A 19,559-nucleotide genomic window follows, 5' to 3' on the forward strand; every position below is an offset into this window, starting at 1 on the left:
GTAATGAAGATAATTTATTTATTTGTTCTACTTTATCTGTACTTATTCCTCATAGCCCCAGTAATTAGAATAGATTTTACCGTGATAATCATCACATTTAATAAATAAATAATTCCTTAACATCGCTGATAATTTAAATAAAAGGAAGTCCCCATGAAGATTAATCTAAGCTCAATGGTTACGGAAAGCCGAAACCCCGCCAGTTCTCAAATTGATACGCTATCAACACTGGAGATACTCAAGGTTATCAATCATGAGGATAAAAAAGTGCCCTTCGCCGTGGAGGAAAAACTGCCCGAAATCGCCCAAGCTGTCTCTCTTATCGCAGAGGCTTTCGTGCATGGCGGCAGATTAATTTATTGTGGGGCGGGGACCTCAGGACGATTGGGAATTTTGGATGCTAGTGAGTGCCCACCAACTTACGGGACACCGCGAGAAATGGTCGTTGGCCTGATTGCTGGCGGAAACACTGCCATTCTCCAAGCGGTTGAAAATGCAGAAGATAGCCGTGAAATGGGTGAGCAAGACCTGCGTAATCTCAATTTTAATGCCCGCGATGTATTAGTGGGAATTGCAGCCAGTGGCCGCACACCTTATGTTCTGGGGGCCATGGCCTATGCACGGCGTGTTGGGGCTAGCGTGGTGGCTATTTCCTGCAATCAGAATAGTGAAATGGGGAACGCGGCAGATATCGCCATTGAGCCTTTGGTCGGCCCGGAAGTTGTCACCGGATCATCACGGATGAAAGCTGGAACTGCACAAAAGTTAATTCTGAATATGCTGACCACTGGCGCGATGATCCGTAGCGGAAAAGTTTATAGCAATCTGATGGTGGATGTTGAAGCGACAAATGCCAAACTGGTGCAGCGCCAAGTCGATATTGTTGTTCAAGCAACAGAATGTTCCCCCGAAGATGCGCAACAGGCGCTCAATGAATGTAACCGCCATTGTAAAACAGCCATTATGATGATTCTGAGTGGTATGTCTGCGGAGGAAGCAGCCGATATCCTCAACAAAAATAAGGGATTTATTCGCAAAGCGCTACAGGAGATTAAAGCATAACCATGGCGAAAATAACGGGCACCACGATAGATCAAATTTTACTCTTCATTGGTGGGCGTCAAAATATCATCGTCTGCGGAAACTGCATGACGAGGCTCCGTCTCACTTTAAAAGACCGTCAACTGATTCAACATGAAAGCTTAAAAAAAATCCCCGGCGTCATGGGAGTGGTGAATGGCGATGACCAATTACAGATCATTCTTGGGCCGGGCAAAGCTCAAACAGCCAGCGAAATGATGAACAAGATACTGAGTTCTGAATCGCATCAACCAGTTGAAAATAGTAATAATATTGATTTACAGGTGCTAGCTGGCCAGACAAAGCAGCAAATGAAAGCGAAACAACAAAGCGCGGTTCATAATTTTCTGACCAAATTCGCCACCATCTTTACCCCGCTCATTCCTGGGTTTATTGCTGCGGGATTATTGCTGGGGATAGCGACCTTGCTCCAGCAAACACTGGCATTGGATGGCGTCATTCAATCTCCGTGGTTGGCAGCACTGATTGCCTACATGAAAGTATTCAGCATCGGTTTATTTACCTTCCTGAGCATTCTGATTGGCTTTAATACGCAAAAAGCCTTTGGCGGGACGGGGGTCAACGGCGCAATTATTGCTTCACTCTTTATTTTACGTTATGTGCCAGAGGGTACTGTCGGCTACTACGGCGGCATGGACAACTTCTTTGGCCTGGCGATTGATCCACGCGGCAACATCATCGGTGTCCTGCTGGCCTGTATGTTGGGTGCATGGATTGAGCGGCAAGTGCGCCGTTTCATCCCTGATAATCTGGATATGATACTGACATCATCAATAACCTTGCTGATTACCGGTGCCATTACTTTTGTTGTCATTATGCCGCTGGGTGGCGAGCTGTTTAAGGGCATGTCCTGGCTGTTTATGCATTTGAATGGTAACCCGTTCGGCACCGCGATTCTGGCGGGGTTATTCCTGATTGCAGTCGTGTTTGGTATTCACCAAGGGTTTGTTCCAGTTTATTTCGCCTTAATGGATGCGCAAGGATTCAACTCATTATTCCCGATTTTGGCCATGGCCGGTGCGGGCCAGGTGGGCGCGGCGCTGGCACTTTATGCCCGATCGCCAAAAGGTTCGGTGCTGCGTACACAAATTAAAGGGGCCATTTTCCCGGGGCTATTGGGAATTGGAGAACCTCTTATTTATGGCGTGACATTACCGCGCCTGAAGCCCTTTATTACTGCTTGTGTAGGCGGCGCGGTCGGCGGTTTCTTTATTGGTTTGGTTGCCTGGTTGGGGTTGCCAGTTGGTTTGAATACTGTATTTGGCCCATCGGGATTAGTGTCTATTCCGCTGATGACTTCAGCTCAAGGGATTTTCGCCGGGATGCTGGTTTATGTGGCCGGTCTACTGATCTCATATACTGCTGGCTTTATTCTGACGTGGTTTTTCGGGCATAAAGATATTGATTTAAGCTAATTGCGATGATTGACTTGGCCCTGCACACCGCAGGGCCTCTATCCGTTACAAAAGTGGGCCGTTACAAAAGCGGGCCTTTATATAAGTTATATCCCAACTGCTGAGCCACTGACGCCACCATTTTTTGGCCGCGTACGCTATTACCTACGGGGTCAAGGGGCGGCGAAAATGCAGCAATCCCCATGACGCCCGGCACGACCGCCAAAATTCCGCCGCCGACACCACTTTTACCCGGTAACCCCACGGTATAAGCCCAATCACCGGAGCTACCATACATCCCTTCCATGGTCATTTCAGCCAAAATATATGGCATATTTGAGGCCGTCAGCACCTGTTTTTGAGTCACAGGATTTCTGCCGCCTGCCGCGAAAGTGGCCCCCATGGTTGCCAGTTCAATGGTACTGAACAATGTTGAACACTGGCGGGTATAGACGTCACAGGCTTCCATCGGGTCGCAATACATGGCCTGGGCCGAATAAAGTAGCCAGGCAATGGCCCGATTGTGAAAATTGGTGGTTTGTTCTGAATGGTTAACTTCATCCGAAAGTGCAATCGGCGCACCCGCCAGTTGCTGCTGAATATCCAAAATACGCGCCCAGCGCTCTTCCCGACTGCTGGCCTTAATTGCACTCACTGTGGACATCGCCCCCGCATTTACCAGCGGTGACAATGGTTTGCCATTATGCAGTTCCAACGCAATCACCGAGTTAAAAGGCAAACCGGTAGGATCTGCGCCTATCTTGTCCTGCACTGCTTGTGGGCCAATATCTTCTAATGCCAAAGCAAGAGAACACACTTTCGAAATCGACTCTAAAGCAAAACGAAAATCAGCATCGCCTTGTGAAATAATATCGCCACCAACAGTGACAATAGCTAGCCCGGCCAGCTGACTGGGAACACTGGCCAGATAGGGAATATAGCTGGCATTCTCCCCACCAGCGAGCATGGAATATTGCGAATGGACATCGTTAATAACTTGATTCAGGCGAGCTAGGTTAATAGTCATAACACTGACTCCAACACTTTATATTATTGAGCAGGGGGCCACTGCCCCCTGCATACAGAGAGGAAGAACATTAACTTCTCGGCGTGTCCGCCACTGGAGTTTTAATTGCCGCTGCCGTGACATCATTAGTATGTATCGCCGAAGCACTCGGGATCCCCGGGTGACCATTTTCTGCTTGCCAGGTAAATGGCGCAAAATCACTATTTGCATCACGCCAATGAGGCTTGCGGACGATATAAATCAAGAATGGCAAGGCGACAAAGAACAGTGTAGAGGCAATCAGGATGCCAACATATTCTGTTGGGCTGCCCACGGAGATTTGGCTAGGAGGAATAAAGCTGAATATGAAAGCGAGAATTGAGCCTATAAGCCCCGCACCGCCAATAATCCACATACCAATCCCCCCACCGGGAATATGATATGGTCGAGGACGATTCGGCTGACTGTAGCGCAGATAAATAGCCGAACTGAACATCAGCATATACATGATAAGATACAAGATAACCGTCATCTGGCTCATTATCTGGTATGCCGCCTGCACCGAAGGTAATACCACAAACAGTATCGCCAACAAGGAAACAAGCAGCGCTTGTAGCAGTAGAATATGGGTCGCCATGCCATTCTTATTGGTATGTTGCCACCAGCGCGGCAGATAACCGGCTTTCGCCACCACCAGCAAACCCGAGGACGGGCCGGCAACCCAGGTCACAACCCCCGCCAAGACCCCAATGGCCAACGCAAAAGCCACCACTGGCCCCAGCCATTCCAGATGCGCCCACTTGAACATATCGTCGTAGGCCACCAACAAACTTTGCGTCAGACTAATTTCAGATTGTGGAATAATAAAGGCGATTGCCAGAGTCCCTAACACGAAAATAAGCACCGTGCCCACGGCTGATAACATAATGGCTATAGGGTAATTTCTATTAGGATTATCAACATCTTTAACATGAATGGCATTCATCTCCATACCGGCGTAGAACAAGAAAATACTGGCTGCCAGCACCACGTTATCAAAGTTGGAAAAGTCAGGAACCACTTTATCCCAAGCTAAATCTATTTGTGGAGCTCCGCCGCCAATTAAGTAAGAGAAACCCAACACAATCAAAATAATCGCAGGAATAATAGTCCCAATAATACCGCCCCATTTCGCAACTTTCGTGAATGTATCTACGCCTTTAAAAGCAATAAAGGTCGCGAGCCAATAAATAAATAGCACTATTCCTAAGACAAAGAATTTATTGGCAGATAGGGCCTCGTCCCAGCGTTGTTCGGGGCCGATAAAGGCCAGTGAGACTGCGGCAAAGGTCAGTGCAGTGGGGAACCAAACTGTCACCTCAATCCACAACATAAACATGGCGAGAAAGGCTAACCGGGGGCCAAATGCTTCGCCAACCCAGCGAAATACCCCCCCTTTCTCCGGCCAACCTGTGGCTAATTCCGCCGCTACCAGTGATACAGGGATTAAGAAAAATACTGCGGCAAAGAGATAATAGAAAATTGAACTCAGGCCATATTCGGCTTCAGCGGGCAATCCTCTGAGGCTGACGACGGCGACAATATTCATAATTGCCAGTGTGGCAATACTCAGCTTTTTGACTGGAACAGGGGATTTACCTGTACCGGAAGTATTATTCGACATAATTTATCCACCTTATTCACCGGCATGACGCCGCCTTGACCTAAAGGTTAAAAATCAGAATAAAACCGCCATCCGGTTTATGTATGATTAAAACTATTCTGACTTGCCAGGCCCCCAAGGGATGGATGTTCACTTAGGTATTTCAGTGAAGATTTAAAATCGTCTAATAACAGCCCGGCGAAATCCATTTCGAATCCGCGGCGGCACATAATACGCATGACCACAACATCAGACATCTTTCCACTCAAGGTAAATGCCGGAACTTGCCAACCACGTAGCCTCAAACGCTCGGAAAGGTCATATAAGGTATATCCCGTTTTTGCCCCCTCTTTAATACGGAAACAGATGGCGGGAATACCCTCATCCGGGCCACCACTGCAATAGAACTCATAAGGCCCAAGTGGTGCAATTTCTTTAGCTAGGAATTCTGCCACCTGATAACAGGCACTTTGTACCTTGGTATAACCTTCACGCCCTAAGCGTATGAATTCATAATATTGGGAAATAACTTGCCCTGCGGGGCGCGAGAAATTGATAGCAAAAGTGCCGACCTGACCGCCAAGATAATCGACATTAAATATAAGCTCTTCAGGTAAGGCTGCCGCATCACGCCAAATAACCCAACCACATCCCAAAGGTGCCAATCCGAATTTATGCCCGGAAGTGCTGATTGATTTCACCCGTGGCAAACGGAAATCCCACTCAATATCCGGCGCAACAAAGGGCGCTAAAAAGCCACCACTCGCCGCATCGATATGCATATCAATATCAAGGCCAGTATCTTTTTGTAGCTTATCCAGCGCATCATGCAAGGGTTTAGGAAACTCATAGTTACCTGTGTAAGTCACACCGAAAGTCGGCACTACGCCAATAGTATTTTCGTCGCATGCCTCTATCATCCGCTGTGGGTCCATAAATAATTGCCCTGGAACCATAGGAATTTCACGTATTTCGACATCCCAATAACGAGCAAATTTATGCCAACAAACTTGTACCGGCCCACAGACAAAATTAGGCTTATTCGTGGGTTTACCTGCCGCTTCTCTTTTTTTGCGCCAGCGCCACTTCATCGCCATGCCACCCAGCATGCAAGCTTCTGAAGAACCAATGGTATTCGTCCCCACCCCTTGCTCACCTTTTGGCGTAGGTGCATTCCACAAATCGGCCATCATGTTTACACAACGCATATCTATTGCCGCCGATTGCGGATATTCCTCTTTATCAATCCAGTTTTTATTTATCGAAAGGTCCATTAACTTGTGGACATTATCGTCGTCCCACGTTTGGCAAAATGTCGCGAGATTCTGTCGCGCATTACCATCAAGAAATAGCTCGTCACTTATGATTTGAAAAGCAATATCCTCGCGCATCTCCTCTTTAGGAAAATTTTTATTTTCTGAAATATGACGAATGGCTTGAGAGCCAAAGCGGGAATCTAATAACGTAGAGCGATAATCATCCAGAGATTTTTTAGTCATTTCCTACCTCTATCCTAATTGAGACAAAAGAACAATTAAAAATCAGTAAAATCAAACAACTATGGAAAACCAGGTTATTATTGATGTTTATTTAATGGCAAAAAATACATCGTCCGAGCATTATTATGATTTAACATACTAATAAAACGTTAGCACTGGAAAAAAAATGCGCCACTATAAATTTGAATATGTTTTTTAGGGAAAGAATAATTACATTATTATTTGTTTCATATTTATTTCCTATTTGTTAGGAAAATTATGAGCTATGTCCTACTCCTCAGACTCTATTAGAGGGTAATTCCATCATCCTTATTTTAGTGCTTAATCACTTTTTCTCGATGACAATCATTGGCATCCAAGATCCCCTAAGATCTCAAGTGGTTTCAATTGGAAACCAGATAAACCATCAGTCAGCTTTATGTCCACCGTAAAAGAAGCAGAAAAAAGCAGAATCCGCCCCTTACCAATAACCGCGTTTACACCGCGCCTCACCTCAATCATGGTGCTGCTCTTTGCTATGGCATTGATTTTAGTTAGCCTTGCCCCCACTTTTTTACTGTTATTGGTGGCAATACTGTTTTTACATCTGACGTACAAGAAATATTCCACAGTATAATCAATTAAATATCATAAATTTTATTTATGAATCTTTTGTTCGACCTATACTCATGATAGTTATCGATAAATGAGTTCAGACCTTACAGGAGTTATTGTTATGCTGAATATAGATCGGAAATACCTTATAAGTGTTGATGAAAAAACGTTAAAAAAACAGCAGCTTATTATGCGAATTATTGCTGTGTTACTGCTGCTCGGCGGGATTTTTTGCCTAATTAATCCGTTAGCTTCCGGGACCGTTCTGAGCACTATCATCGGTATTCTACTGCTGCTTAGCGGGATTGCGATGATCGTCGGGATGATAGCCAACCGCACTCATAACCTTTGGCCGATGGTCACCGGTATATTGCTGGGTGTGGCATACATTGTGATGGGTTATGTATTCATTACCAATCCTACAGTGGGAATGATAAGTCTGGCGATAGTATTAGCGGTGCTGTTTGCTTTTGGTGGCGTCATGCGGCTGATAACCGGCTATAGAACATGGGGGCTACCGGGCGCATGGCTGCAAATTTTACTGGGTGTATTGGATCTAATTATTACCTATCTGCTGGTCAGTGCTGGGCCGTTGATGTCGATAACTATGGTCACCGCTTTGGTCGGGATTGAGATGTTATTCAGCTCACTTGGCTGCTTTATGATCGCGAGTTTATATAAACGCTAATATTAATATTTATCCCTAAGCGGTATTGCGGATGGCGATACCGCTGACCCGAGAATATTTTCATATTCTCGCCCCCTTATTGATACTCACCGTGGTAACCGCCATAGTGAGTATCAATATACCCAAATTAGCTATGCCACCACGCTGTTTTCTATTTTATTTCAGGTTTACCCAAATACGTTATTTGCCTATTGGATCTGGAATTCATTACTCACCAAATATCCCGTTTCAATGGTCGCGCCGTTATCCTTATTAGGGCCAATTTGCGATATGTTAGGTTCAGTAATGATTCTCAATGAAAGTATTCCTTCCGGGAAAGTTATCGCGATGGTATTTATTATTAGTGGGCTGATTATCGGCTTATACGGCAACCAGTTGATTGAACTACTAAAAAGGAAATCTTCCGTGGCCGTCTAGTTTCGCTGTCATTGAATAAAAAAGGTCATATTCATGACGGCTATCACAATCAGCACATTGTGATTTCCCAAGCTGCACTGCACCGTCTAAATTTGAATAAAAAATCTCATCCGACCACTTACTAAACTCAATTGTGGCGGAGAGAAATAACAATAATGGAGACTGCAATGTTAGCTTACCCTCACCTGCTCGCGCCCCTAAATCTTGGTTTTACCACCTTGAAAAATCGCGTATTAATGGGGTCGATGCATACCGGGCTGGAAGAGTTGCCCGATGGCCCACAGCGCCTGGCCGCGTTCTATGCGGAACGAGCGGCAGGAGGCGTCGGCTTGATTGTCACTGGCGGCATTGCGCCCAATAAAAAGGGCGTGGTGTATCAAGGTGCATCGGTGCTAAATGACGCCACACAAGTGCCGCACCACCAAATCGTGACGGATGCGGTGCATCTTGCTGGCGGTAAAATCGCGCTACAAATTCTACATGCTGGCCGTTATAGCTATCAAAAACAGCCGGTTGCCCCTTCAGCATTACAAGCTCCAATTAATCCTTTTGCACCGCAAGCATTAAGTCATGACGAAGTGCTGCAAACCATTACTGACTTCGCCAACTGCGCGCGATTAGCCAAACAGGCGGGTTATGACGGTGTCGAGGTCATGGGTTCTGAGGGGTATTTGATTAATCAATTTCTTACCGCCAGAACCAATCATCGCAATGATGAATGGGGCGGTGACTTTACGCGTCGAATGCGTTTTGCCATTGAGATCGTGCGGGCAGTTCGAGAGGCGACCGGCCCTGATTTTATCTTGATTTACCGCCTTTCGATGCTGGATTTAGTCGAGGACGGCTCCAATTGGGATGAAATTGAACAGTTAGCGCTGGCGGTCGAACAAGCTGGTGCCACCCTGATTAACACCGGCATTGGCTGGCATGAGGCCAGAATCCCCACTATCGCCACCATGGTGCCGCGCGCCGGATTCAGTTGGGTGACTCGTAAGTTGATGGGGAAAGTTAACATTCCGCTGATCACCACCAACCGGATTAATGACCCCGCAGTGGCGGAGCAAGTGCTGACTGACGGCTGTGCAGATATGGTGTCAATGGCCCGCCCCTTCCTCGCCGATGCCGCTTTTGTGCAAAAAGCGGCTCAGGATCGGGCGGATGAAATTAACACCTGCATCGGCTGCAATCAGGCCTGTCTGGATCAAATTTTCGACGGCAAATTGACTTCGTGTCTGGTGAATCCTCGCGCCTGCCGTGAAACTGAAATGCCCATATTACCGACAGCAGCGCCGAAGCGGCTCGCGGTGGTCGGCTCCGGCCCTGCTGGGTTAGCTTTTGCTGTCACCGCGGCCAGCCGCGGTCATCAGGTCACACTCTTTGATGCGGCGACTGATATTGGCGGGCAGTTCAATATTGCCAAGCAAATCCCCGGTAAAGAGGAGTTCTACGAAACACTGCGTTATTTCCGCCGCCAATTAGTGCTCCATGGTGTTATTCAGCAATTAAATACCCCGGTACAGGCCGGGCAACTGGCTGATTTTGATGAAATCATTCTTGCCTGTGGCATTCAGCCGCGCTTGCCCGCCATCAAAGGTATTGAACACCCCAAAGTGCTGACCTATTTGGATGTCTTGCGTGATAAAAAACCGGTCGGTGAGCGGGTGGCCATTATTGGCGCGGGCGGAATTGGCTTTGATACTGCTGAATATCTCAGCCAATCCGGCGATTCCAGCAGTTTAGATAGCCACGCATTCAGCCACGAATGGGGCATTGATCAAGATTTAACGCATCGCGGCGGGTTATCTCCGGAGGGAGGCAAAGTCCATCCATCACCGCGAGAAATTTTTCTATTGCAGCGAAAAACCAGCAAAGTCGGTGAGGGGTTGGGGAAAACGACCGGTTGGATTCACCGCACCAGTTTGGCGATGCGTGGCGTGAAGATGCTCAACAGTGTTAGCTACGAAAGTATTGATGATGAGGGCTTACATATCATTCGAGCAGAACAAGCCAGTTGTCTCCCCGTCGATACCATTATTATTTGTGCGGGCCAGGAGCCACGTCGAGAATTGCATCAGCCCTTGCTGGATATGGGCAAAATCGTGCATTTGATTGGCGGTGCTGACGTCGCCGCAGAGCTAGATGCCCGCAGAGCCATTGATCAAGGAACACGGCTGGCGCTGGCGATATAAGCATGAGTAAAAAGCGGGAAGTGGTAAATACCACGCCCCGCAGCGTCCAGGACAATCGCCTCGGGGTTAATTTTAGCAAAGGATTATCCAAAGTCATTGGCGTCACCGGTAGGCAGCAAGCAAACAAATCCCGATGAGCTGACTCAAGTCAGTGATTCGGGTGAGTGCGTGCCGCTAACACCCCGGTGGCTTTAAGGACAAAGGATAATTAGAAATCGCTGTACGACATATCCAGACTACCACTGCCACCGCCCTCAGAGCGGGATGAAGCCGTTTTTACCGCTTTAAGCACCATAAACTTCTGGTTGGAATCCAGTGTCTCGCAGTTACCAAACAAACGTTTCAATTTGTGGAAATAATCCAAATGGCGGTTCCCGACAATCATCAGCTCGCCGCCCACTTTCAGACAACGTTTGGCATCACAGAACATTTGCCAGGCCACGTGGTCACTGACTGCGTGTTGTTGATGGAATGGCGGGTTACAGAGTACCAGCTGTAAACTCTCGCGCTCTACACCGGCTAAACCATGGCTCACCATAAATTCACAGCGCGACAAGTCTTGCGGGCGGTTATAGGTGATATTCAGCTCGCTGGACGCCACCGCCATGTAGGATTCATCGACGAATAACATTTCTGCCAGTGGGTTTTGCTCTAGCGCGATTAAGCCAACCACCCCATTACCGCAGCCCAGATCGGCTATTTTACCTTCTACATCATAAGGTAAGATTTCCATGAAGAAGCGCGCACCGATATCCAAATTATTGCGCGAAAAAACGTTCGCATGGTTATGGATAACATATTCAGTGTTTGCCAATGGCCAATCCGTGGTTTCCGGCGCTTCTGACTGTGGAATATCGGCCACTTCACAGTGAATCAGCCGGGCTTTTTTCCATGCCAGAGTCGTTTTGGTCGGCCCCAGAATTTTTTCAAACAATTGCAGGGTAGAATTATGCACATCGCGGGATTTCGCCCCAGCAATAATCACCGTGTCCGGCTCAATGACGCGGCGTAAAGCGTGCAATTGATGCTCCAGCAACGCTAATGCTTTAGGAATCTTAATCACCACCAGCTTAGGGGCCTCAGGCAAGTCATCCATACTGCTCAGCAAAGTGGCAGCATCTTCATCCAGACGATTTAAACGCAAATTGTGCGCCGTCGCCAGTTGGCTCATATAAGAGTCACTGACACTAAATGGACGATGGGCATGTAAAGCACAGGCCAGCGTACCAAACTGGTCGTTAAACACCAGCACCGGACGGCCATCAATTTGGCTTAAGTCAATGTTTTGTAGCAGATATTCATCTGCCGCTTCCCACGCCTGTAAGGTGTTGGAATTTTCTTGTGGGGGAAAACGTTCAAGCTCAAGGCTTTCTGTCCCCAGTAAGAGTTGGCTCATCACCGCTCCTGGCTACTATTATAAATAATAAATTTGGGCTGTTTATCCCCTAAAACGGGCGCTCAGTAAAATGTTTTTTTGCTTAAATGCCGTTTTATCGAAACCAAGACCGACAAAAAGGGAGAAATTCCAGGGTCTGGCCGGGAAAGCAGGCTAACAAACGCCTCAAAAGCGCTTAATGAAAAGTGTATTTTACCCCAATGCCAATCATTACAAAATCTTAGTTTTATGCCAATTCATTAGCAATTAGCTCCATTTGGTTAGGTTCAACATAAAATACCCCATCAAAATATGGTGTTCTGTGTAAGCCAAAATATGGTGTTCTGTGTAAGCATGTATTCATAGAATAAATAAAATAAGAATATTTTCTTATTTTATTTTTATTAATATTATTTAAAATGGCTAAAATCACAAAATACCTAATTTTATATCTGGCCTGAATATACGGTCAGAAATTATATCTCTGCAATTCATAAATCTTGAATATTAATTACCAGGAAGGTAAGTAGACAATGTATATATCAAATGTTATTCAGCCAAATGACCGTACCCAGAATATATCTTCAAATGATGCCAGATACAGTTTGTCTCCATGTGCTAAAGCTATCAGTGCCCTATTGTTGGTATTCAGTAGCACAGTGGCATGGGCGAATGATAAAGCCCCTATTTTAGATACACCCATGACTGTTACACCACCGCCCCCTTTAATTCCTGGCCAGTATATTCCTCAGCAACGAGAAATATCTAATGTATTCAATAATGAATATGGGGGGGGTAATGAGCTAATCCACCCTGATAGCCACAATCCCCGCACAAATTCTATATTTATTAGTTCTATAAGTCATATGTTAGAAGCGGGTGCCACCCTACCAGAATTTATTAGTGAACTTAACCTTCACAAGAAAGAAATCGCTGCCCATCAAGAAGAACTAGCAAGGGCAACAGTGGAGAGTGAAAAATATTCTATCACACGCTTACCTTCAATATTAATTGCATCAGCAACTCAACACTCAAAAATTACCTCATTACTTTCAAACTCGATAGGCAACGAACTAAGACTGATAGGATTCGTTAAACTGGAACCACTAAACCAACCAAAGCTTTCGGAACTTGCAACGCTGTTACAAGAATTACAGCAGGCACGCGCATCAGGCGATAGATCACAGATAAAAACAACACAGAAAAAGATAACCAAACTGAAAAATAGAAAAGAATGGGAACAACTGGAAACAGGCAAAACCCCACTATCTTGGGACCAAGAAGTAAAACAGGCGTATGGAGAGATAAGAAACATACCGGTGCAGCAGAACAAAGAAATAGGACAGAACGCACAAAAAGAAAGAATAAATATTCAAATGCTAGATAAATTCTATGACGAAGAGATAGAAAAGGAAAAAACACTAGTACGGAAAATAACTAAACCGCTAAATAATATATTGGCCACTACTGTGGTGAACGACGTCTATCAGGAAATAGAATCCGTATTTGATGACGCAACAATCAAGGCAGCGGCAGAAAAGGCAGCGGCAGAAAAAGCAGCGGCAGAAAAAGCAGCGGCAGAAAAAGCAGCGGCAGAAAAAGCAGCGGCAGCAAAAGCAGCGGCAGCAAAAGCAAAAGCAAAAGCAAAAGCAAAAGCAAAAGCAAAAGCAAAAGCAAAAGCAAAAGCAAAAGCAAAAGCAGCGGCAGTGAAACCAGTTGTCCACAAGCCCGCGCCCATCATTGGTCACAATCCGCAAGTTGGTAGCTATATTGCTAACCAGATAGCGGCTCAACAGATGTTTATAACCGATGACTTACAATATCGTCAGGGAGAAACTCGATACATTGACCCAGTAACAGGCGAGGAAAAAGTCAGTAGCCTGTGGATCAACACTTCAGGGGCCAAAAACCGCTTTAACTCTGGCAATGACCAATTACGGACGAAAAGTAACCGCTACGCTATCCAACTCGGTGGAACCCTAAACAAATGGAGCAGCGGTGGAGATGACCAAGGGATTTTAGGGATAACCGCAGGTTTTGGTAAATCAACCAATCACAGCCATTCTACATCCTCTCACCATCAGGCTCAGGGTTCTGTTGATGGTTATAACCTCGGTTTATACAGTATCTGGTACGCTGATAACCAGACTCGGCTTGGGCCTTACATTGATCTCTTGGCGCAATACGGCTGGTTTAATAATCAAATTAAAGCGCCAAATGTCACAACTGCTGCGAATTACAAATCTTACCTATTTACTAGTGCACTGGAAACCGGCTACAAAATTCAACTGTTCGAAACAGCCGATACCAAGCTTTCGCTACAACCTAGAGCAAAAGTAATGTGGCAACGTACTAGCGGGTTACTGCATAAAGAGCCAAATGCAATACTCATTAATATTGAAGAAGACAATGCGGTGACCACTAAATTAGGGATGCGCACTGTACTTGAGTTAGATATTGATACCTTATCATCGGCCAAAAACCTGCAAATTAGCCCTTCTTTTGAAGCTAATTGGATCCATAGCCGTGTCAATCAAGGAGTTCAATTATCGCGAGCCTACACCACCCCGCAGCGAGTACAGGACAAGATAGAGTTAGTGAGTGTCAATGTTTCGCCGCAAGGAAATAGTAATATTGCTGACCTTAAGCTGGGTATTGAAGCTAACATTGATAGTAATCTACGGTTGTGGACTTATTTAGGCCATCAATTCGGTGGGCACAACTATAGCGATACTCAAGCCACTATAGGGATGAATTATCGTTTCTAAGCTGGCAATATTTAATTCGTTTTCCCTATTAAATTGAAAATATCCATATCGGCAAAATGTAGTCACAGTGATGCCGATATGGGTAACTTTCAGTTTAAACTGCGGGATTTTATATGAGCCGCCAATTTCTATTTAAGCTAATTATTTTTGTTCAAATAATCGCCTTTTGTCTAACCCTCTGAAAAACGCTATTATCGGCGTCAATATACACAGAGCCATTGGCAACCAGAGCAAATACATATGCAGGAACTCACCTATCTGCACGGTTATCCCGAACACTTACAGTCTCAGGTACAGCAACTCATTACTGAACAGCGATTGGGCAATGTATTGCGCCAGCGTTACCCTCAACCACATGATTACAATACAGACAAAATGCTGTATCAATATACGGTTGATTTAAAAAACCAATATCTACGCAATGCTCAGCCGTTAAGTAAAGTGGCTTATGACAGTAAAATTCAAGTCATGAAACATGCACTAGGCCTGCACACCGCTATCTCCAGAGTGCAAGGCGGCAAATTAAAGGCCAAAGCGGAAATCAGAGTCGCGACAGTGTTTAAAAATGCCCCTGAAGCCTTTCTGAAAATGATTGTGGTTCATGAATTAGCACATTTGAAAGAGAAAGATCACAACAAAGCGTTCTACAGTTTATGCTGCCATATGGAGCCGCAATATCATCAGTTAGAGTTTGATACACGCCTCTATCTGACACATTTGGATCTATTTGGCGCGATTTACTAGACTTTGATTTACCTATTTCGCTATAAAAACCAATCCGTTAATGGCGGGGTGGTTCAATGTGTTTTTCTTCTGTAGGAATGGAGTTCACTATGATTCGTTTCGCTGTTATTGGCACCAATTGGATCACCGCGCGTTTTGTTGATGCCGCACACGAAAGTGGCAAAATGAAACTGGTCGCCGTTTACTCCCGTAAATTGGAGCAAGCCAAAAAGTTTGGCGCTGATTATAACGCTACTGAATGCTTTGATGATCTTGAAGCAATGGCAGCCAGTGATCAGATTGATGCTGTGTATATCGCCAGCCCAAATTCTTTGCATTACCCTCAAGCTAAATTGTTCCTCAGTCATAAAAAGCACGTCATTTGTGAAAAATCATTGGCGTCTAATTTTGCAGAAGTTGAAGCTTTAGTTGCCTGTGCCCGCGAACATGAAGTCGTGCTATTCGAGGCCTTTAAAACGGCCTACCTACCTAATTTTGCTCAATTAAAACAATCTCTACCGCGGGTGGGGAAGTTGCGTAAAGCCTTTATCAATTACTGCCAATATTCATCACGTTATCAGCGTTATCTGAATGGTGAAAACCCGAATACCTTTAATCCTGCATTTTCGAATGGCTCGATTATGGATATCGGTTACTACTGCCTGGCAAGTGCTTTGGCTTTATGGGGAGCGCCTAAATCCGTGCTCGCAAGCGCAAGCTTATTACCGAGTGGCGTTGATGCCCACGGCACTGTTTGCCTAAATTATGGTGATTTTGATGTGGTTATTATTCACTCAAAAGTGAGCCAATCGGATATTCCTAGTGAAATTCAGGGCGAAGATGGCTCATTAGTTATCGAAAGCATTTCTGAATGCCAGTCCGTAGCCTTTACTCCTCGAGGTAGTCACTCACAAGACCTGACGCAGCCTCAGCATATTAATACTATGCTGTATGAAGCCGAGGTTTTTGCCAATCTGATTGAAGCTCATCAGGTAGAACACGATGGCTTACAGTTGTCATTGCTGACGTCACGAATCCAAACGGAGATCCGCCGCCAAACCGGCGTTATCTTCCCAGCGGATTCCCAACCACCCGCAGTAAGTTAATATTTTGTTTCAATGATTGACCTGCGGGCTATTTTGAATTATTTTTGCGCGGCAAAGGGGAGTAACTTCATTGCCGGTTTGCCGTCATTACGGTGCGAAAGCACCCGGTTACCGGGCACCTCATTAATGTTCGGGCATCTGTTTAGATGCTTCCATACCCAAAATAATTCGAGTTGATGGATGATGGGTATACATTAATAGAGTTGTAAGTGAGACCTTGCCGGAAGGCGAGGTTTGCTTGCAGCTCAGACATAGCGGCTGGCGTCTTCCGACGTTGGCCGTTTTTGTTTTACGAGGTTTATAAATGATGAATACCGTGGGTACTCCCTTACTGTGGGGTTGTTTTGCCGTTGTTGTGACAATTATGCTCGCCATCGACTTATTGTTGCAGGGGCGGCGTGGCTCACAAACCATGACTCTACGCCAGGCCGCCTGTTGGTCGCTGGTGTGGGTGAGTTTGTCTTTGCTGTTTAATGCCGGTTTCTGGTGGTATCTGACTGAGACCATGGGGCGCGAAATCGCCGACAAGCAAGCGCTGGCTTTCCTGACCGGCTATCTGATTGAAAAAGCACTCGCCGTCGATAACGTCTTCGTCTGGCTGATGCTATTTAGCTATTTTGCTGTTCCTGCTAATTTGCAGCGCCGCGTGCTGATTTACGGTGTATTAGGTGCGATCGTGCTGCGTACTATCATGATCTTCGCCGGAAGTTGGTTGGTGTCGCAATTCAGTTGGATTTTGTACCTGTTTGGTGCTTTCCTCCTGTTTACCGGCATCAAAATGGCATTGGCGAAAGAAGACAATACGCCGATCGGCGAAAAGCCACTGGTGCGGTGGATTCGTAATCATCTGCGCATGACTGACGAGCTACATGGCGACCGCTTTACTGTGCGCAAAAACGGTCTTCTCTATGCTACGCCGTTAGTATTAGTATTGATTCTGGTTGAACTGAGCGATGTCATTTTTGCCGTTGATAGCATCCCGGCTATTTTCGCCGTCACCACGGATCCCTTTATTGTTTTGACCTCTAACTTGTTTGCGATTCTAGGCCTACGCGCCATGTATTTCTTATTAGCAAACGTGGCTGAGCGCTTCTCCATGTTGAAGTATGGCTTATCGGTAATTTTGGTCTTTATCGGCGTCAAAATGATGATTATCGATCTGTTCCATATCCCTATTGGCATTTCATTAGGTGTGGTAGCAGGCATTCTGGCCCTAACATTGTTAATTAATGCTTGGGCAAATCATCGTGCAGATAAGCGTTTAGCAGCAGATAAAACTACTCATAAATAGTTAGCATTGCGACACAATATATTATGCGGGGCAGTTATAGCCCCGCATTTATCTCGCTTATTTCGCCAACCACCAAATGTTATTGCCATCACACAAATGTAAACAAAATGTTATGCAAATTTGATCCGCATTGGATTTTGCTGATTGTTTCTTTCCTGCCCAATAGATTCCCTTATACTGTCAAAGCAAACACACCCAGTTACAAATAATACTAAGTTACAGGTGTGGAAACTATGCCCCAAATAATTCGAGTTGTAGGACGGCGGCAATTGAGTGACAAATTGGTTGTAAACCATTTTGAACAGCGCTTGCGCTGGCACGTAGGGTGAGCTTCTGATGAGGCTCATAATCCCGATGAGCTTACTCAGGTAAGTAATTCGGGTAAGCGAGAGCAGCCAACACATACAACTTGAAGTATGACGGGTATAAGCGCGTGGCCCCGTTCCGGCTTATGCGCTAATTAACTAAAAATAATATTGGGAAGAGGTATCACTGGAAACTATGGAAAATACACAGTCTGGCTTTATCGGATTTATCATCCGCGGTAGTTTGGTTAAACAGATTTTGGTCGGCTTGATTGCCGGGATTATTTTAGCGCTAGTCTCCACTCAAGCCGCACTGGCTGTGGGTTTGCTGGGGACTTTGTTTGTGGGTGCATTAAAAGCGGTCGCCCCAGTTCTGGTTTTGATGCTGGTCATGGCCTCAATTGCTAATCATAAGCAAGGCCAAAAAACCAGTATCCGCCCTATTCTGTTTTTGTATCTATTGGGTACATTCTCTGCCGCACTGATTGCCGTGGTGGTGAGTTTTATTTTCCCCTCAACCCTGATCCTGGCCACTCATACTGCGGATATCACCCCACCGAGTGGGATTACCGAAGTGTTGAAAGGCTTGTTGAGCAGCATCATTGCTAACCCAATCCATGCGCTGCTTAATGCCAATTATATCGGCATTCTGGCTTGGGCTGTGGGCTTAGGTATTGCTTTGCGTCATGCCGCTGATACCACCAAAGCATTGATTAATGATATGTCTGACGCGGTAACCAAAGTGGTACGGGTGGTTATTCGCTTTGCACCGCTGGGTATCTTTGGTCTGGTTTCCTCCACCATGGCAGAAACCGGCTTTGGCGTGTTACTGGGCTACGCACAACTGTTGGTGGTGTTGATTGGCTGTATGTTACTGGTCGCATTGGTGGTCAACCCACTGATTGTTTACTGGAAAATCCGCCGCAATCCTTATCCATTGGTGTTTGCCTGCTTGCGCGAAAGTGGCGTTACCGCTTTCTTTACCCGCAGTTCAGCCGCGAACATTCCCGTGAATATGGAAATGTGCAAAAAGATGAATTTGAATGAAGATACCTATTCGGTATCCATTCCATTGGGCGCTACCATCAATATGGCAGGTGCGGCGATCACCATCACTGTGCTGACATTGGCGGCAGTTCATACCTTAGGCATTACCGTTGATTTACCCACCGCTCTGCTATTGAGTGTGGTTGCTGCGGTCTGCGCCTGTGGCGCATCGGGTGTGGCTGGCGGCTCGCTGCTGTTGATCCCGCTGGCATGCGGCATGTTTGGCATTCCAAATGAAATCGCCATGCAAGTGGTCGCGGTTGGTTTCATCATTGGCGTATTGCAGGATTCAGCTGAAACCGCGCTGAACTCCTCAACCGACGTCCTGTTTACCGCCGCAGCTTGTCAGGCCGACGATGCCAGACTGGCGGATCCTGATCCGCTGGCTAACCGTAAAAGCGTCTGAATTTCAAC

General features: G+C 46.0%; 14 protein-coding genes and 1 pseudogene. 10 read left to right on the forward strand and 5 right to left on the reverse strand.

The window, feature by feature from the left end; genetic code table 11:
- Positions 1 to 153: 153 nt before the first annotated feature.
- Complete coding sequence (murQ, locus tag DXZ79_RS17555) at positions 154 to 1,062, forward strand: N-acetylmuramic acid 6-phosphate etherase (RefSeq protein WP_038638902.1); 909 nt, start codon at positions 154 to 156, stop codon at positions 1,060 to 1,062.
- Positions 1,063 to 1,064: 2 nt separating this feature from the next.
- Positions 1,065 to 2,516, forward strand: a complete 1,452-nt coding sequence (gene murP / locus DXZ79_RS17560; protein ID WP_038638899.1) for a PTS N-acetylmuramic acid transporter subunit IIBC — start codon at positions 1,065 to 1,067, stop codon at positions 2,514 to 2,516.
- Between the two features lie 61 nt (positions 2,517 to 2,577).
- On the opposite strand, the gene glsA is transcribed toward murP, so the two are convergent.
- The 4 genes from glsA to DXZ79_RS20730 all read right to left on the reverse strand — a co-directional run bounded on the left by glsA (position 2,578) and on the right by DXZ79_RS20730 (position 7,239).
- Positions 2,578 to 3,522 carry a glutaminase A gene (gene glsA, locus DXZ79_RS17565; protein WP_038638896.1) on the reverse strand — a complete coding sequence of 315 codons (945 nt, stop codon included), beginning with the start codon at positions 3,520 to 3,522 and terminating at the stop codon, positions 2,578 to 2,580.
- A gap of 70 nt (positions 3,523 to 3,592) precedes the next feature.
- Complete coding sequence (gene gadC, locus DXZ79_RS17570) at positions 3,593 to 5,164, reverse strand: glutamine/gamma-aminobutyrate antiporter GadC (protein ID WP_038638893.1); 1,572 nt, start codon at positions 5,162 to 5,164, stop codon at positions 3,593 to 3,595.
- A 77-nt stretch (positions 5,165 to 5,241) separates the two neighbouring features.
- On the reverse strand, positions 5,242 to 6,642 hold the full coding sequence (gene gad / locus DXZ79_RS17575; protein ID WP_038638890.1) for a glutamate decarboxylase: 1,401 nt from the start codon (positions 6,640 to 6,642) through the stop codon (positions 5,242 to 5,244).
- Between the two features lie 345 nt (positions 6,643 to 6,987).
- The gene (locus DXZ79_RS20730; RefSeq protein WP_042562483.1) at positions 6,988 to 7,239 is read right to left on the reverse strand and encodes a hypothetical protein; all 252 of its coding nucleotides are present in this window, start codon (positions 7,237 to 7,239) and stop codon (positions 6,988 to 6,990) included.
- Positions 7,240 to 7,357: 118 nt separating this feature from the next.
- On the opposite strand from DXZ79_RS20730, the gene DXZ79_RS17585 reads away from it, so the two are divergent.
- From DXZ79_RS17585 to DXZ79_RS17595, 3 genes and pseudogenes are all read left to right on the forward strand, one after another.
- A complete protein-coding gene (locus DXZ79_RS17585) occupies positions 7,358 to 7,924 on the forward strand; it encodes an HdeD family acid-resistance protein (protein WP_038638887.1) in 567 nt (188 codons plus the stop codon).
- A gap of 138 nt (positions 7,925 to 8,062) precedes the next feature.
- Positions 8,063 to 8,341 (forward strand): annotated as a pseudogene (locus DXZ79_RS17590) (EamA family transporter); the annotation flags it as partial.
- A gap of 167 nt (positions 8,342 to 8,508) precedes the next feature.
- On the forward strand, positions 8,509 to 10,530 hold the full coding sequence (locus DXZ79_RS17595; RefSeq protein ID WP_038638881.1) for an oxidoreductase: 2,022 nt from the start codon (positions 8,509 to 8,511) through the stop codon (positions 10,528 to 10,530).
- Positions 10,531 to 10,738: 208 nt separating this feature from the next.
- Here DXZ79_RS17595 and rlmG read toward each other — a convergent pair whose 3' ends face one another.
- Positions 10,739 to 11,926, reverse strand: a complete 1,188-nt coding sequence (gene rlmG / locus DXZ79_RS17600; RefSeq protein ID WP_038638877.1) for a 23S rRNA (guanine(1835)-N(2))-methyltransferase RlmG — start codon at positions 11,924 to 11,926, stop codon at positions 10,739 to 10,741.
- Between the two features lie 512 nt (positions 11,927 to 12,438).
- On the opposite strand from rlmG, the gene DXZ79_RS21045 reads away from it, so the two are divergent.
- The 5 genes from DXZ79_RS21045 (at position 12,439) to sstT (ending at position 19,551) form a co-directional block, all read left to right on the forward strand.
- The gene (locus DXZ79_RS21045; RefSeq protein WP_244942297.1) at positions 12,439 to 14,673 is read left to right on the forward strand and encodes an autotransporter outer membrane beta-barrel domain-containing protein; all 2,235 of its coding nucleotides are present in this window, start codon (positions 12,439 to 12,441) and stop codon (positions 14,671 to 14,673) included.
- A 240-nt stretch (positions 14,674 to 14,913) separates the two neighbouring features.
- The gene (locus DXZ79_RS17615) at positions 14,914 to 15,417 is read left to right on the forward strand and encodes a M48 metallopeptidase family protein (RefSeq protein ID WP_038638874.1); all 504 of its coding nucleotides are present in this window, start codon (positions 14,914 to 14,916) and stop codon (positions 15,415 to 15,417) included.
- An 89-nt stretch (positions 15,418 to 15,506) separates the two neighbouring features.
- Positions 15,507 to 16,502 carry a Gfo/Idh/MocA family protein gene (locus DXZ79_RS17620; RefSeq protein WP_038638871.1) on the forward strand — a complete coding sequence of 332 codons (996 nt, stop codon included), beginning with the start codon at positions 15,507 to 15,509 and terminating at the stop codon, positions 16,500 to 16,502.
- Between the two features lie 304 nt (positions 16,503 to 16,806).
- Positions 16,807 to 17,793, forward strand: a complete 987-nt coding sequence (locus tag DXZ79_RS17625; protein ID WP_120011514.1) for a TerC family protein — start codon at positions 16,807 to 16,809, stop codon at positions 17,791 to 17,793.
- 501 nt (positions 17,794 to 18,294) lie between these two features.
- Positions 18,295 to 19,551 carry a serine/threonine transporter SstT gene (gene sstT / locus DXZ79_RS17630; RefSeq protein ID WP_038638866.1) on the forward strand — a complete coding sequence of 419 codons (1,257 nt, stop codon included), beginning with the start codon at positions 18,295 to 18,297 and terminating at the stop codon, positions 19,549 to 19,551.
- Positions 19,552 to 19,559 lie beyond the last annotated feature (8 nt).

It is taken from the genome of Yersinia rochesterensis (genome assembly GCF_003600645.1).
GTDB lineage: Bacteria > Pseudomonadota > Gammaproteobacteria > Enterobacterales > Enterobacteriaceae > Yersinia > Yersinia rochesterensis.